Origin of the sequence: Thermaerobacter sp. PB12/4term (assembly GCF_003403315.2) — a bacterium.
Lineage (GTDB): Bacteria > Bacillota > Sulfobacillia > Thermaerobacterales > Thermaerobacteraceae > Thermaerobacter.
The window spans coordinates 1,356,979-1,371,410 of record NZ_CP048407.1 but is presented as its reverse complement, the minus strand read 5'-3'; the positions used below and the strand labels follow the sequence as shown (position 1 = coordinate 1,371,410).

Here is a 14,432-nt window from a genome sequence, read left to right as displayed (position 1 = left end):
TCCAGGCGGTGCCGCCTGGCGGCCTGTTCGTCCCGGGAGGATCCATCCATGGCCTACACGGTGCGGCTTGACCAGTTCGAGGGGCCGCTGGACCTCTTGCTCCAGCTCATCGAAAAACAGGAGATCGACATTCACGACATCCCCATCGCGCGGATCACCGAGCAGTACCTGGCCCACCTGGACGCCATGCGCCAGCTGGACCTGGAGGTCACCAGCGAGTTCGTGGTGCTGGCCGCCCAGCTCATCGACATCAAGGCGCGCATGCTGCTGCCGCCGGAGCCGCGGGACGGGGACGGCGAGGAGGCCCTCGAGGAAGACCCCCGGGAAGAACTGGTCCGGCGCTTGCTGGAGTACCGCCGGTACAAGGAAGCGGCCCAGTACCTGAGCCAGCTGGCCGAAAGCTACGGGGGCCGCTACCCGCGCCTGGCGGAGGCCGTCGCTCCCCTGGCGGGGGACCTGCAGGGACTGGAAGGGGTGACCCTGGACGACCTGGTCCAGGCCTTCGCCCGCATCCTGGCGTCCATCCGCGAATCGCCCGAGGTGGTGGTGGAGCCGGAGGAGGTCACGGTGGCCCAGCAGATGGAGGCGATCATGCAACTGGTCGCAGCCACCGCGGGTCCCGTGACCTTCCGGGCCTGCTTTTCCGGCCGCGCCCGCCGCATCGAGGTGGTGGTCACCTTCCTGGCCCTGCTGGAGCTCATTCGCCTCGGCCGGGTCCGGGTCCGCCAGGACCGGGCCTTCGGCGAGATCGTCCTGTACCCCGGGCCGGCTGCCGGCCAGCCCCTCGATCCGGAACGGGAGCCTGCGGCGCCGGGCACGAACCCGGCCCCAGGCGGCGCGCCGGGGGGGACGCCGGCATGAGCACCGGTCCGGTCCGGGGCGCGGTGGAGGCCCTGCTCTTCGTGGCGGGGGAACCGCTCCCCGCCAGCCGCATGGCCCAAATCCTGGGTGTCAGCGAAGCCGTGGTACGGAAGGCCCTGGAAGAACTGGCCCAGGCCTGCCGCGCGCCCGGGCGGGGCATCGAGCTGGTGGAGGTGGCGGGCGGCTGGCAGCTGGTGACCCGGCCCGAGTACAGCCGCGCCGTGGAGGAACTGCTGCAGCCGCGACGCCAGGCCCTTTCCCGGGCCGCCCTGGAGACCCTGGCCATCATCGCCTACCGCCAGCCCGTCACCCGGGCGGAAATCGAGGCCATTCGCGGTGTCCAGTCCGATGCCGGCCTGCGCGCCCTGCTGGAACGGGGGCTGGTGCGTGAGGTGGGGCGCAAGGAGGCCCCCGGCCGGCCCATCCTCTACGGCACCACGCCGCTGTTCCTCCAGCAGTTTGGCCTGCGCGACCTGAGCGAGCTGCCGCCGCCCAGCACCTTCGCAGCGGGGGCCGGCCCGGGGCCGGAGCAGCCCGCCGGCGCCGGCGACACGGCCACGCCTTCCGGCTCGCACCCGGATGCCGAGCCCCAGCCGGGTACGCCACCGGTTCCCAGGGCGGCCTCCTAGTCGGCCGTGCCTTCCTCCTAGACTGCCGTGCCTCCTGGCGTGCCGGCGGGGTAGCTGCCGCCATCGCCAGCGGTGGCCGCGGCCGGCACCTTGCGGTGACCGCCCGCCCTGCCGGCACCCGGGGCGGCAGGGCCGCCGGTTTCTGGTGGCGGGTACCGCGGGCCGCTCGGCGGCATGCGGCCCGTGGGCGCCACGGCGGGCGGTTTTGCAAGGGGGACGCCCGCTGCCCCGGCCCGTGGCTGGCCCGTAGGTTCCCGCCGGACGCCGCCCCGTTGCCGGACCCTGGTAGCCCATCCGGGATCCGGGCACCCTACGGGCGGAGGTGCGTCCCGTGCCCCCGCTGCGCAGCTGCCCGCCGTGCCCACCGGCGCCTGGATCCGGCAAACCCTTCTCAGGGCGGTCCCTGCCGCCGCCTGCCGGCCGTTCCGCCGCTGCACCCCGGCCGGCCCACCGGCGCGGGAACCCGGCCGCCCGCGTCCTTTTCCTGGCGGGGGCAGCCGGCGGTGTGGCGGGGGCGGCCGGGAGCGGCTGGCTGCCCGGGTCAGCCGGCGCGCCGGTCGTCCCGGAAGGGCTTCAAGGGCGACTGCTGGTAGCCCTGACCGGGCTGGCGCTGGCGACCAGCCTTCTGATCATGCTGTTGCGCCGCCCGGTCCTGCCCGTCCGCCTCCGGGGGCGCTGGCATCATGGCCGTCTCACCCTGGCCCTCCAGGTGGGCTGGTCCTGGCTTGCCTTCCGATATCGCCTGGGCTGGAGACCACCCGGCCCCCTTCAGCTCCGCCGGTCCCTGCGCCTGCCGCCGGTTCTGCCGCGCCGCCGGGTGGTGCTGTACCGGCGCCGCCTCATGCCCCGGCCCGCGTGGCCCTGGCCTTTGCCGGAGGCCACGCCGGCCCGTCAGTTCGTGCGGCTCGTCACGGCGGGCCGGTGGCAGCTGCGGCGCCTGATGGTGAAGGCCCGGGCCGGCCTGGCCGATGCGGCCCAAACGGCCTGGCTGGCCGGAACCCTGTGGGCCCTGGCAGCGGCCGCCTCCGCCGCGGCGGCAGGGGCGGCCCCCCGGCGCGCGGCCTCGCCCCCGGACATCCGGGTGGAACCCGCCTTCGGCAGGCCTGAGTGGGCTCTGGATCTGGACTGCATAGCCCTGGTCGCCCCATGGGAGGCTATGAGCGCCGCCCGCGCCCTTCTGGGAGCGCGGCGGCGGGCCCGCCCCGCGGGACCGGGCGCCCGAGCGGCCGGTCCGGGCGCCGGAGCGCCAGGACCGGCTGAGGGCCCGGGACCTGGGACGACACCGGTCCCGCCGCGCCCCCAGGGCGCGCCGGCGCCGGCCCAGGCCGGATCATCCGCAGCCCGGGGTGCTCCCGCCATCCTGCCGGGGTCCCTGGGGCGATGAGGGAGGAACGGCGGAGTGAGCCAGCATCCCATCCAGGGTTTGATGCAGACGGCCATGGAAAGCCTCAAGCAGATGGTCGATGTCAACACCGTGGTGGGCGATGCCGTGGAGGCCAAGGACGGCACGGTGATCGTCCCCGTGTCCCGGGTCTCGGTGGGGTTCGTGGCGGGCGGCGGAGAGTACGGCCGGGAACCCCGGCGCACCGAAGCCGGCGGCGCCGCCTGGCCCTTCGCGGGCGGCAGCGGGGCGGGAGTGAGCGTCCAGCCCGTGGGCTTTCTCGTGGTGGGGCAGGGCCGGGTGCGCCTGCTACCCGTGGCCGAGGGCGCCTTCCTGGATCGCATCATTGACGCCGCGCCTGAGGTGCTGGAGCGGGTGCGCCGCTTCTGGACAGCCCGGGACGGCATGGTCGGCGGGGCGGTGGGACAGGCCGGTGCCGCCGGGCGGCCCCGGACCGCTGCCGGTACCGGTGGCACCTGGGGGAACGGCGGCGCCACGGGGCAGCCGGGGGCGACGGGGCCGGCGGGAGCCGCCGGCACGGGGGGGCTGGGCACCTCCGGTGGCGCGGCCGGAACTGCCAGCCGGTCCCCGTGGCCCGCCGGTGCCATCGGCGACGAGAGCGGGGTGCTGGACTAGCCCGCCGCCCGGCGCCGCAAGCGCCCACCAGGAAGGGGGGGACGGCCGGTGCGCAGCCTCTGGCGGGGTGTGATCAGCTTCGGCCTGGTCAACATCCCCGTGCGCATGTACCTGGCGGTGGAGGAACGGGCCGTCCACTTCCGGCAGCTGCACCGCCGCTGCGGGACTCCCATCCGCTACCGCCGCTGGTGCCCGCGCTGCGACGTGGAGGTGCAGCCGGAGGAGCTGGCCAGGGGCTACGAGTACGCCCCCGACCGGTTCGTCCTGATCAGCGACGAGGACCTGGCGGGCCTGCCCCTGCCGACGGCCCGGGCGGTGGAGATCCTGGACTTCGTCCGCGGCGAGGACATCGACCCCATCTACTTCCAGCGCACGTACTACCTGGAGCCTGCGGAGGGCGGGGAGAAGGCATACCGCCTCCTCCGGCGGGCCATGGACCTGAGGGGCTGCGTGGCGGTGGCACGGGTCGCCCTGCGCAACAAGGAAACCCTGGCCTGCCTGCGCACCTACCGCCACCAGGCCCTGGCCCTGGTGGCCATGGCCTATCCCGACGAGATCCGGCCTCTGGAGGCCCTGCCGGCCTATGCAGCCCTGGGCGCCCCGGAGCCGCTGGCAGCGGGAGGCGATGGCCACAGGACCGGTGTGGGCCCTCCGGTGACCGCCGGCGGGGAGGTCCGCGGCCGCGCCGGCGATGGCGCCACCCGGGCCTACGGGGACGGCGCCGCCCTGGCCCTGCCGGGTTCCCCGGATGGGGCTGCAGGCGCCGGAGCCCGGGTTGGCGATACCCGGCCGGCGGGAGAGCCGCCGGCGGACCGGGAGCTGGAGCTGGCCCTTCACCTGATCGACCGGTTGACGGCCCCCTTCGACCCTGGGCGATACCGCGACCGCTACCGCGAAGCCCTCCTGGCCGTGGTCGAGCGCAAGCTGGCCGGCCGGGAAGAGGTGGTCGCACCGCCCGAACCGGCTCCCGTCCTCGATCTCATGGAAGCCCTGCGCGCCAGCCTGGAGCAGGTGGAAGCCCGGGGTGGCGGGAGCGGCCGGGAAGGCGGGCCCCACCCGCTCCGGAACGCTCCCGCTGGAGAACCGGCCGTGCCAGGCGGCGACGGCAGCCACGACAGCCCCGGTGCCGTGGCCACGGCCAGCCGTTCCCGTGGGCCGGTACCTTGGCCCGCCTACGGGCCGGCGGATCCCGGGTCGCCGGACGCCGGTGGGGGCCGTTGAAGTGCGGCGGAGGAGGGAGCGCCGGTGGCGGCGGGACCGCCCATTCCCCGCAGCTGGGACGAGCTGTGGCAGCCTGGCCGCATCGCGCCCATGCTGGCCCGCCGGGCCCAGGAGCCCTTCTCCTCGCCCGCCTTCCGGTTCGAGATCAAGTGGGATGGCTACCGGTGCCTGGTGTTTGCCGATCCCCGGTCCGGCACCACCTTCCTGCAGTCCCGTCACGGCTACGACCTGACGCCCTTCTTCCCCGAGCTGGCCGTGCTGCACCGGCTGCTGGCCGCCCCTGCCGTCCTGGACGGCGAGATCGTGGCCCTGGCCGGCGGCCTCCCGTCCTTCGCCGCACTGCAACGGCGGCTGGGCCGCCCGGCCGGGACCCGGCGGCCGCCGGGTCCGGTGCCTGCCCTGCTGGTGATCTTCGACCTCCTGGGAGACGGCGGCCGGGTCCGGCTTGGGGAGCCTCTGGCCGAGCGGCTCCAGCGGCTGGCCCGGCTCTTTCCCGGCGGCGCTGCCCCGGGGCTGGTACTCTCCCAGGGCGTGGTCGAGGCCGGCGAGGCCCTCTTCGCCCGGGTCCGGGCCCAGGGGCTGGAGGGCGTGGTGGCCAAGCGGCTGGACAGCCCGTATTTGCCGGGATGGCGCACCGCCTACTGGCAGAAGATCAAGGCCGAGCGGGAGCTGGAGGCGGTGGTGGGGGGAGTCGTCCCCGGCGGCCGCGCCGCCGGGGTCGGCACGCTGCTGCTGGGCCTGTTCGGCCCCGGCGACGCGCTGCATTACGTGGGCCATGTCAGCACGGGTCTCGGCAGCGGGGAGGCCCGGTGGCTTCTGGCTCGCCTCCGACCCCGGGCGACCTGCCCCTTCGCCCGCATCCCCGAGCGGGCCCGGGGCCAGCCGGTGGTCTGGGCCGAACCGGCCCTGGTCTGCCAGGTGGGCTACCTGGAGTGGACCCCCCAGGGCCACCTGCGGCACCCCGTCTTCCGGCGCTGGCGGGACGACGTGCCCGCCTCCCGGTGCCGCCTCCCCGGCAGCCATCCCGCCCGCGCGGCCGCCGGGCTTGAGCACCCGCCAGCGGCGGCGGCAGGCCACGGCCCTGCCGGCGGGGACGGTCAGGGCGAAGCCGGCGGCCGGGGAGATGGAGATGGCGGCGGTTCCCCCGCGCCGGGTTCCCGGCCACGGGATGGGGACCGGCCCGGGTACGGGAACAGGCCACGGGCTGCGGACTCGCCGGGCCAGGGCGCGGATCGCCAGGCGGTCGGGCCATCCGCCGCGGCCGGTGCGGCCGGCGCCCCCCGCGGGGGCGAGGGGCCCCGGCCGGGTTGATCGGAGGAGGGATGGGGTTGCCCGGCGAGCGCCCGCGGGCTGAGGAGCGGCTCCGGGTCCGGGTGGCGGGCCGGGAGCTGGAACTGTCCCATCTGGACCGGCTGCTCTGGCCCGAGGACGGGCTGACCAAGGCGGACCTAATTGCCTACCTGGTGCAGATGGCGCCGCACCTGCTGCCCCACCTGCGGGACCGCCCGCTGGTCTGCACCCGCTACCCGGACGGCGCGGCGGGGGAGGGGTTCTATCAGAAGGACGCCCCGCCCGGTACACCGTCCTGGGTGCGCACCTGGCCCTACCGGACGCGGGAAGGCCGGGTCATCCGGTTTCTCCTGGCGGACGAACCGGCGACCCTGGCCTGGCTCGGCCAGCAGGCGGCCATCGAGATCCACCCCTGGCTGTCCACCATCCGCCATCCGGACCGCCCCGACTGGGTGGTGTTCGACCTGGATCCCGGGCCGCAAGCCTCCTTCGACTTGGCGGTGGAGGTGGCCTTCTGGGTGCGCCGGGTGCTGGAGGCGCTGGACCTGGAGGGATTTCCCAAAACCTCGGGTGCCACCGGGCTGCACGTGTTCGTCCCCATCCTCCCGGAGCATCCTTATCCCGTGGTAACGGAGTTCGCCCGGCGGGTGGCGGTCCTGGTGGAACGGATGCGGCCCGACCGGGTCACCACCGTCCGCGCCGTGGCGCGCCGGCCGCCGGCGGCGGTGTATCTGGACTTCCTGCAGAACGGCCTGGGCAAGACCCTGGTGACGGTCTACGGACCCCGGCCGCGGCCGGGGGCCCCGGTGTCCGTGCCGGTGACCTGGGCGGAGCTGGAGCGGGGGGTCGATCCGGCGGCGTGGAGCGTCCGCACGACCCCCGCCCGCCTGGCCCGGGTGGGCGACCTGTGGGCGGCCGCGGTGGCCCGCCGGCGGTCGCTGACCGCCGCCTGCCGGCGGCTGGGCATGGGCGAGGCGGGATGCCGCCCCGTACCGGATCCCGTGGGTCCCGTGGGCACAAGGTCCAGGTGAAGCCCCGGCCCGGTGAAGCCCCCGGAAGGAGGTGACGGCCTTGGCCCTGCGATGCTGGCCCGAGCTCCGCCAGTTGTGGGAGCGGAAGGGTGTCCACTACCTGGGTTACCAGGTGGAAGCCGCCCGGCGCGTGGTGGAAGACCTCCAGGGGCGCGCCATCCTGGCCGACGAGGTCGGCCTGGGCAAGACCGTCGAGGCCGGTCTGGTGACCCGGGAGCTGATGGCCCGCGATGGCGTCCGGACCGTGCTGGTGCTGGTCCCGACCCCGCTGGTCAGCCAGTGGGCCGCCGAGTTCCGGGACAAGTTCGACCTCAAACTGGCCGCCAACCCGAGGGGAGCCGCCCTGCGCCAGGCGGAGCGCCTGGTGATCTCCATCGACCTCGCCAAGCGCGACGAGCAGCGCCGGGTGCTGCAGGCCCGGTCCTGGGACCTGGTCATCGTCGACGAGGCCCACAAGCTGAAGAACCGGAACACCCAGGTCCACGCCTTCGTCAGGGGGCTGGAGGCGAAGTACCTGCTCCTGCTGTCGGCCACACCCCTCCAGAACGACCTCACGGAGCTCTACAGCCTGGTCAGCCTGGTCCGGCCGGACCTGTTTGGTTCCTACAGCGAGTTCTGGCGGAACTTTCTTCTCGACAAGCGGACGCCCAAGGATCCCCGCCAGCTCAAGCAGGTGCTGGGGCAGGTGATGATCCGGAACCGCCGGGCCGAGCTGGACCTGCCCTTCCCGGCCCGGGAAGTGGAGCTGGTGGGCCTGGAGCCCTTCCCCGAGGAACGCGAGCTCTACCAGGCGGTGCTGCGGGCCGTGCGGGAGGAGTATGCGGAACGGCGGCTTTACAACGGTACCGTGCTGCCCCTCCTGATGCTCCAGCGGGAGGTGTGCTCCAGCTCCCACGCCCTGCGGGCCACCCTGGACCGGCTGGCCGGCAGCGAGGGGTGGCAGTCGCTGGCCTGGGCGCGGGTCCGGGAGCTGGCCCGCCAGGTGGAGGAAAACCACAAGGCGCTGATGCTGGAGCGCCTGGTCGAGAAGCTGGACGAGCCGGTGGTGGTGTTCACCGAGTTCCGGGCGACCCAGGACTACCTGGCCCGCCGCCTGCGCCGGGCGGGCGTCGAGACGGTGGTCTACCACGGCGCCATGGGCGCCTTCGAGCGGGATGCGGCCAAGGCCCGCTTTCGCAAGGGAGCCCGCGTCCTGATCAGCACCGAGTGCGGCGGGCAGGGCCTGAACCTGCAGTTCTGCCGCAACGTGGTGAACTACGACCTGCCCTGGAACCCCATGCGGGTCGAGCAGCGCATCGGCCGGGTCCACCGTCTGGGCCAGGAGGCGGAGACGGTGCGGGTCTTCAACCTCTACGCCCGCCGCACCATCGAGGAATACATCCTGCGCCTGCTGGACGAGAAGATCAACCTCTTCCGCCAGGTCATCGGCGAGATCGACCTGATCCTGCGCAGCCTGGACCGCGAGAAGTCCATCGAGGCCCGCATCGCCGAGATCGCCCTCACCTCCCGTGACGATGCCGAGATGGCCGAGCGCTTCGAGCGCTTCGGCAACGAGCTGGCCGCCTTCATGGAGCGGGTGCGGCACCGCACCCTGGCCTGGATGGGTTCGGGCTGAGCTCCGCTGGGATGAGGTCCCCCCGGCCCGCATATGGATTGGCGTGATGGTGCTGGTACGGCCCCGGCGCGCTTCCGGGCGCGAGCGGCAGGCCCCCGGCACGGGCGGCACGGGCGAGGGGGGAGCGGCGTGATCGACCTGATCTGGCTCGGCCTGCTGGTGGTGGGTCTGGCCGTGGCGGCGGCCACCGGCCGGGTCGACCAGGTGACCGAAGCCGTGATGTCCTCCTCCCAGGTGGCCGTGGAGACGGTGATCGGATTCCTCGGCATCACCTCCCTCTGGCTCGGCGTCATGAAGATCGCCGAAGAGGCCGGGCTGGTGGCCGCCCTGGCCCGGTGGCTGGAGCCCCTGCTGCGCCGGCTCTTCCCCAGCATCCCCGCCGGCGACCCGGCCCTGGGCGCCGTGGTGATGAGCATCAGCGCCAACATCCTGGGCGTGGGCCCGGCGGCCACCCCCCTGGGCCTGAAGGCGATGCAGGAGCTGCAGCGGATCAACCCCCACAAGCACGCCGCCTCCGACGCCATGGTGACCTTCCTGGCCATGACCACCTCAGGCATCACCCTGATCCCGGCCACGGTCATCGCCGTGCGGGCCGCCGCCGGCTCGGCCCACCCCGCGGAGATCGTCGGGCCGACCCTGGTGGCCAGCACCGTGGCCACCTGCGTGGCGCTGCTGGCCGACCGCCTGCTGCGCCCCCTGGCGCCCGTGCCGCCCCCGCCGCCCGGGCGGGAGGAACCGGCCGGGCCGCCCCAGGAGCCGCCCGGTGCAGCAGGTCACGGCCCGGAGGCCGCGGTTATCCCCTCGGGTACCGGCGCCGCCCCGGCAGGCCACCGGTCACCGGGCACCGCGGCACCGGGCGCCCGGGAACGAGGGCCGGTATCCGAGCCGCCCCGGCGGCGGGGGGCCCGGCCTGCGCGGCCCGGCGCCAATCCGCCCGGCCGGCAGGCCGGCTGAGCCCGGGGACGCCGGAGGGAAGGGCATGTTCTGGGACGCCCTGCAGTTCATCTCCACCTGGTCGATTCCCGCCATGCTGGTGGGCATCCCCGCCTATGGCTACCTGCGCGGGGTGCGGGTCTACGAGGCCTTCGTGGAAGGCGCCAAGGACGGGTTCTGGATCGGCGTGCAGATCATCCCCTACCTGGTGGCGATCCTGGCGGCCATCACCGCCTTCCGCGAATCGGGGGCCATGGACCTGCTGGTGGGGCTGGCGGAGCCCGTGCTGCGCCCTCTGGGAATGCCCGGCGAGGTGCTGCCCCTGGCGCTGATCCGGCCCCTTTCCGGCGGCGGGGCCTTCGGGGTGATGGCCGACCTGGTGCGCCAGCACGGCCCCGATTCCCTCGTCGGCCGCATGGCGACGGTGATGCAGGGCAGCACCGACACCACCTTCTACATCCTCACGGTGTACTTCGGTTCCGTGGGCATCCGCGCCTCCCGCCACGCCCTGCCCGTCGGCCTGATCGCCGACGCCGCGGGGATCCTCGCCTCCGTCCTGCTGGTCCGCGCCCTGTTCGCCTAGGCTTCGGCCCGGCCTCCGGCCGGGGCCGGGTTCCTCCGCCCGGGCCCCGGCCGGGCGCCTCGCCACCGTGGACGACCCTGGCAAACCGGGCCAATATAAAGGGGAGAGCGGAAGGAGGGTCCGTCGTGTCCTTCGAACGGCGGCTGGAAGAACTGGGCCTCCAGCTCCCCCCGGTGGCCCCGCCGGTGGCCGCCTACGTCCCGGGGGTTCTGCAGGACGGCTGGCTCTACGTCTCCGGACAACTGCCCCTGAAGGAGGGGCAGGTGGTGTATCGCGGCAAGGTGGGGCGCGACGTCAGCCCGGAAGACGGCTACCAGGCGGCCCGCCTGTGTGCCCTTAACATCCTGGCGGTGGTCCGGTCGGTCACGGGTTCCCTGGACCGGGTCCGCCAGGTGGTGAAGGTGGTCGGCTTCGTCAACAGCGCGCCCGGGTTCGCGGGCCAGCCCCAGGTGGTGAACGGCGCCTCCGAGCTGTTGGGCCAGGTCTTCGGAGAGCAGGGGCGCCATGCCCGCTCCGCCGTCGGCGTGGCGGAACTCCCCCTGGATGCCGCCGTGGAAGTCGAAGCGATCTTCCGCGTGGAGGGCTGACCCGTGCCCGCCGAGCGGTTGCAAAAGCTCCTGTCCCGGGCGGGCATCGCCTCGCGGCGGCAGGTGGAGGCGTGGATTGCCGCCGGTCGCCTCACCGTCAACGGCCGGCCGGCCGTCCTGGGTACCCGGGCCGACCCGGCCCGGGACGTCGTCGCCCTGGACGGCCGCCCGCTGGCCGACCTGGCAGGGCGCCTGTCCCGCAAGCGCTACGTCCTCTTTCACAAGCCGCGGGGTATGGTGACCACCCTGCGGGATCCCCAGGGCCGGCCCAGCGTGGGCGACTTCTGCCGGCGGCACGGGCTCCTGGGCCTGCACCCCGTGGGCCGGCTGGATTTCGACAGCGAGGGCCTGCTGCTGCTCACCGACGACGGCGAGCTCACCTTCGCCTTGACCCACCCGCGCCACGAGGTGGACAAGGTCTACCACGTACTGGTGCGCGGCGACCTGGACCCTGCCCGCCTGCGCCGGCTGCGCGACGGGGTGCTGCTGGAGGACGGCCCCGCCCGCGCCCGTATCGCCCGCGTGCTGCGCCCCCGCCCCGGCGGCGGCTGGGTCGAGGTGGTCCTGCGGGAGGGGCGCAAGCGGCAGGTGCGGCGCATGTGCCAGGCGGTGGGCTGGCAGGTGGTGCGGCTGGTGCGGGTGGCCGTGGGCCCCCTGCGGCTGGGCCGCCTGGCGGCGGGGGCGTGGCGTCCCCTGTCGCGGCAGGAGGTGGAGTCCCTGCGGGTGGCGGCGGGGCTGCCGCCCCGGCCGGGCGAGGCGGCTCCCCACCACCGGCAAGCAGGGGAAGGGCGGCCGGCCCGCGGGCCAGCCTGGGGGCGAAGGGTTCCCGCCGGCCTGGTGGGGCGGCCCCCTGGGCCCGCCCGGCCCGGGGCCACTGCCCGCCGCGCTCCGGCAGGACCTGCCCTGCGGGGACAGGGGCCGCAGGGCGGGGTGTCGCGGCCCCCGTCAGGGCGCAACAGGAGGAGGAAGGCGAACCATGAGGGATAGCGAGCGGCTGCCCGGGGGGCCGGAGGGGGCCCATCCCGGGCAGGACGGCCACCACGGCCGGGGACCGGGCGCCGCGGCCCCCTGGCCGGCCGCCGGCGACGGGGGACGGCCCGGGGCCGCGCCTGGACCGGCGGCCGGCCGGCCGGCGGGCGGTGGCGACCCGGCGACCCAGGGGGCCTTCCTGGTGGATTCCTTCCGGGCCCTTCAGGCGGTGCGGCCCGGACCGGGCCGGCTGCACTCGGCGACCCACGAGGAGATTCGCAGCGGCGCCACCACCGACGTGTACTTCGTCAAGACCTACGAGGTCCTGCGGCACCTGGGCGCGCTCGACACCCCCGTCACGGCGGACATCTTCGCGAACCGGCCCGGCATCCTCTGCGGGGTGGAGGAGGCGCTGCAGCTGTTGCAGGGGCTGCCGGTGGCGGTCTGGGCCGTGGACGAGGGGCTGCCCGTGGAGGCCGGCCAGGTGGTGATGCGGATCCAGGGGCCATACGGCGCCTTCGGCCTCTATGAGACGGCGCTGCTCGGCATGCTGGCGTCGGCCACCGGCTGGGCCACCGCCGCCCGCCGCATCAAAGACGTGGCCGGCGACACCCCCGTGATCTGCTTTGGTGCGCGCCACGTGCATCCCGCCGTTGCTCCGGTGATGGAACGAGCGGCCCTGGTGGGCGGCATGGACGGCGCCAGCTGCATCCTGGGTGCCCGCCTGGCCGGCAGGGACCCGGCCGGGACCTTGCCCCACGCCGTCATGCTGATCGCAGGCGACACCCTGGTGGTGGCCCAGGCCGCCGACCGGGTCTTCCCGCCCGAGGAGCGGCGAGTGGTGCTGGTGGACACCTTCCAGGACGAGGCGCTGGAAGCGGTGCGGGTGGCCGCGGCCCTGGGCCGGCGCCTGGCGGCGGTCCGGCTGGACACGCCCTCGGAACGCGGCGGTGTGACGCCAGGTCTGGTGCGCGAGGTCAAAGCCCGCCTGGCCCAGGCGGGGTTCGGCCACGTCCAGGTCATCGCATCCGGAGGCATCACCCCCGAGCGCATCCCGCCCCTGCGGGAGGCCGGGGCCGATGCCTTCGGCGTGGGAAGTTATGTGTCCGCGGCCCCTCCGGTGGACATGACCATGGACATCAAAGAGGTGGCGGGCCGGCCCGTGGCCAAGCGGGGCCGCATCCCCGGCGCCGCCCCCGATCCGCGGCTGCGCCGGCGCCTCTGACCCGCGGCCGATTCTGGTCCCGCGGCCGCATTGAAACCCTGGCCCAAGAGGCATACAGTGAAGTTGGATCCTGTACGCAGCGCACGTTTACAGGATCCAGCAGGTGACCACCGGGTGGAACCGGCCCTGACCGCAGACCGGTCCCGGCCCCAGGCGGTGATGCCCGGCGACGGGGAAGCCCAGTCTGAAGCAGAATGCGAACCCCCTCGCGAAGCCGGATCTCGCGCAGGGCGGCTGTTCTCCCGCAGGTGGATGCTGACGCCAGGCCCTGGCAGCCGGGGCACAAAATGGCCCGGGTGCGGGCCGGCGAGAAGCAGGCATTGGCCGGGTTCATGAGGAACCTTCCTCCCGGCCGGGACGCTTCGGCGGAGCGATCCGCGGTGCCGAGGTTGCCGGGTGTCAAGCGGTTTGTCATGAGCCCGTATGTGAACGGTGTCACAAAGTAGCGGCCCGCCCTGGGCCGCTCCTGCAGCGGCCGGCCGGAAACGAAGCCCCTCGCGCCGTGCCGCCCCGAGGCCAGCCGGCGCGGGAAGGATGGTGGAAGCATGCACATGGTGGTCTGCCTCAAGCAGGTGCCCGATAGTTCGGAGATGCGCATCAACCCGAAGACGGGCACGCTGGTGCGCCAGGGCGTGACCTCGATCATCAACCCGTATGACGTCCACGCCCTGGAGGCGGCGTTGCAGATCAAGGACCAGTGGGGCGGCCAGGTCACGGTGGTCAGCATGGGACCGCCCTTCTTCGAGCAGTCCCTCAAGGAGGCCGTCGCCGTCGGGGCGGACCGGACGGTGCTGGTCAGCGACCGCGCCATGGCCGGCGCGGACACCTTCGCCACCAGCCGGGTGCTGGCCGAAGCGATCCGGCGCATCGAGCAGGAGTTCGGCCCGGTCGACCTGATCTTCTGCGGGCGGCAGACCATCGACGGCGACACGGGCCAGGTGGGGCCGGGTATCGCTGCCCGCCTGGACATCCCCGTGCTCACCTACGTCATCCGGATCCGCGAGGTGAACCCCGAGGGCCGGTACATCGTGGTGGAGCGCAAGGTGGAGGGCGGCCGGCAGGTGGTCCGTTCCGCCCTGCCCGCCCTGCTGACGGTCGAGAAGGAGCTCAACGAGCTGCGCTACGCCTCGCTGCCGGGCATGCTCCGCGCCGCCCGGCACAAGCCCATCGTGTGGAACCGGGAGACCCTGGGGCTGGAGCGGACCGAGGTCGGCCTGCTGGGCTCCCCCACCATCGTGGCCCGGTCCTTCACGCCGCCGGAACGGAAGCGCGAGACGGTGCTGATCGACGGCAGCGACCCGGAGCGGGCCGCCCGGGAGCTGGCCGATCGGCTGCTGGCCCACCCCACCTTCCGCAAGGCGGTGGTCGACGCGCGGCGCAGCGCCAGGATGGCGGAGGCCATGGCGGCCGGGACGGGTACCGGTGCCGGTTCGTCCCGGGGACAGTGACGGCCGCGCCAGGGAGGGGAGGA

14 protein-coding genes are annotated in these 14,432 nt (G+C 74.3%); all 14 read left to right on the top strand.

What is annotated here, in order from left to right; all coding sequences use genetic code 11:
• Nucleotides 1–48: 48 nt before the first annotated feature.
• The 14 genes from DYI95_RS05645 (at nt 49) to DYI95_RS05580 (ending at nt 14,409) form a co-directional block, all read left to right on the top strand.
• The gene (locus DYI95_RS05645; protein ID WP_116901400.1) at nt 49–861 is read left to right on the top strand and encodes a ScpA family protein; all 813 of its coding nucleotides are present in this window, start codon (nt 49–51) and stop codon (nt 859–861) included.
• Nucleotides 858–1,490: an SMC-Scp complex subunit ScpB gene (gene scpB / locus DYI95_RS05640; RefSeq protein WP_116901401.1), complete on the top strand. Its 633-nt coding sequence runs from the start codon at nt 858–860 to the stop codon at nt 1,488–1,490. The genes DYI95_RS05645 and scpB overlap by 4 nt, the downstream gene beginning before the upstream one ends.
• Nucleotides 1,491–1,995: 505 nt before the next feature.
• On the top strand, nt 1,996–2,874 hold the full coding sequence (locus DYI95_RS05635; protein WP_116901402.1) for a hypothetical protein: 879 nt from the start codon (nt 1,996–1,998) through the stop codon (nt 2,872–2,874).
• Between the two features lie 15 nt (nt 2,875–2,889).
• The gene (gene ytfJ / locus DYI95_RS13245) at nt 2,890–3,507 is read left to right on the top strand and encodes a GerW family sporulation protein (protein ID WP_116901403.1); all 618 of its coding nucleotides are present in this window, start codon (nt 2,890–2,892) and stop codon (nt 3,505–3,507) included.
• 48 nt (nt 3,508–3,555) lie between these two features.
• Nucleotides 3,556–4,728, top strand: a complete 1,173-nt coding sequence (locus DYI95_RS05625; RefSeq protein WP_116901404.1) for a Ku protein — start codon at nt 3,556–3,558, stop codon at nt 4,726–4,728.
• A gap of 24 nt (nt 4,729–4,752) precedes the next feature.
• Nucleotides 4,753–6,039, top strand: a complete 1,287-nt coding sequence (locus DYI95_RS05620) for a DNA ligase (protein ID WP_116901405.1) — start codon at nt 4,753–4,755, stop codon at nt 6,037–6,039.
• Nucleotides 6,040–6,056: 17 nt separating this feature from the next.
• Complete coding sequence (gene ligD, locus DYI95_RS05615; RefSeq protein WP_116901406.1) at nt 6,057–7,049, top strand: non-homologous end-joining DNA ligase; 993 nt, start codon at nt 6,057–6,059, stop codon at nt 7,047–7,049.
• 40 nt (nt 7,050–7,089) lie between these two features.
• On the top strand, nt 7,090–8,664 hold the full coding sequence (locus tag DYI95_RS13050) for a DEAD/DEAH box helicase (RefSeq protein WP_116901407.1): 1,575 nt from the start codon (nt 7,090–7,092) through the stop codon (nt 8,662–8,664).
• Nucleotides 8,665–8,793: 129 nt separating this feature from the next.
• Nucleotides 8,794–9,618, top strand: coding sequence for a nucleoside recognition domain-containing protein (locus DYI95_RS05605; protein ID WP_116901408.1), 825 nt, complete (start codon nt 8,794–8,796; stop codon nt 9,616–9,618).
• Nucleotides 9,619–9,643: 25 nt separating this feature from the next.
• On the top strand, nt 9,644–10,180 hold the full coding sequence (locus DYI95_RS05600; RefSeq protein WP_116901409.1) for a spore maturation protein: 537 nt from the start codon (nt 9,644–9,646) through the stop codon (nt 10,178–10,180).
• 125 nt (nt 10,181–10,305) lie between these two features.
• A complete protein-coding gene (locus DYI95_RS05595; RefSeq protein WP_116901410.1) occupies nt 10,306–10,767 on the top strand; it encodes a RidA family protein in 462 nt (153 codons plus the stop codon).
• Between the two features lie 3 nt (nt 10,768–10,770).
• Nucleotides 10,771–11,754 carry a pseudouridine synthase gene (locus DYI95_RS05590; RefSeq protein ID WP_116901411.1) on the top strand — a complete coding sequence of 328 codons (984 nt, stop codon included), beginning with the start codon at nt 10,771–10,773 and terminating at the stop codon, nt 11,752–11,754.
• Complete coding sequence (locus DYI95_RS05585) at nt 11,744–12,961, top strand: nicotinate phosphoribosyltransferase (protein ID WP_116901412.1); 1,218 nt, start codon at nt 11,744–11,746, stop codon at nt 12,959–12,961. Before DYI95_RS05590 ends, DYI95_RS05585 begins: the two co-directional genes overlap by 11 nt.
• A 545-nt stretch (nt 12,962–13,506) precedes the next feature.
• Nucleotides 13,507–14,409 (top strand): electron transfer flavoprotein subunit beta/FixA family protein, encoded by a 903-nt coding sequence (locus tag DYI95_RS05580; RefSeq protein WP_203530717.1) that lies wholly within the window; start codon nt 13,507–13,509, stop codon nt 14,407–14,409.
• Nucleotides 14,410–14,432 lie beyond the last annotated feature (23 nt).

Coding starts and splice junctions, on each gene's coding strand:
- DYI95_RS05580 (WP_203530717.1), top strand. CDS start 13,507: ATGCACATGGTGGTCTGCCTCAAGCAGGTGCCCGATAGTTCGGAGATG.
- DYI95_RS05600 (WP_116901409.1), top strand. CDS start 9,644: ATGTTCTGGGACGCCCTGCAGTTCATCTCCACCTGGTCGATTCCCGCC.
- DYI95_RS05585 (WP_116901412.1), top strand. CDS start 11,744: ATGAGGGATAGCGAGCGGCTGCCCGGGGGGCCGGAGGGGGCCCATCCC.
- DYI95_RS05645 (WP_116901400.1), top strand. CDS start 49: ATGGCCTACACGGTGCGGCTTGACCAGTTCGAGGGGCCGCTGGACCTC.
- scpB (WP_116901401.1), top strand. CDS start 858: ATGAGCACCGGTCCGGTCCGGGGCGCGGTGGAGGCCCTGCTCTTCGTG.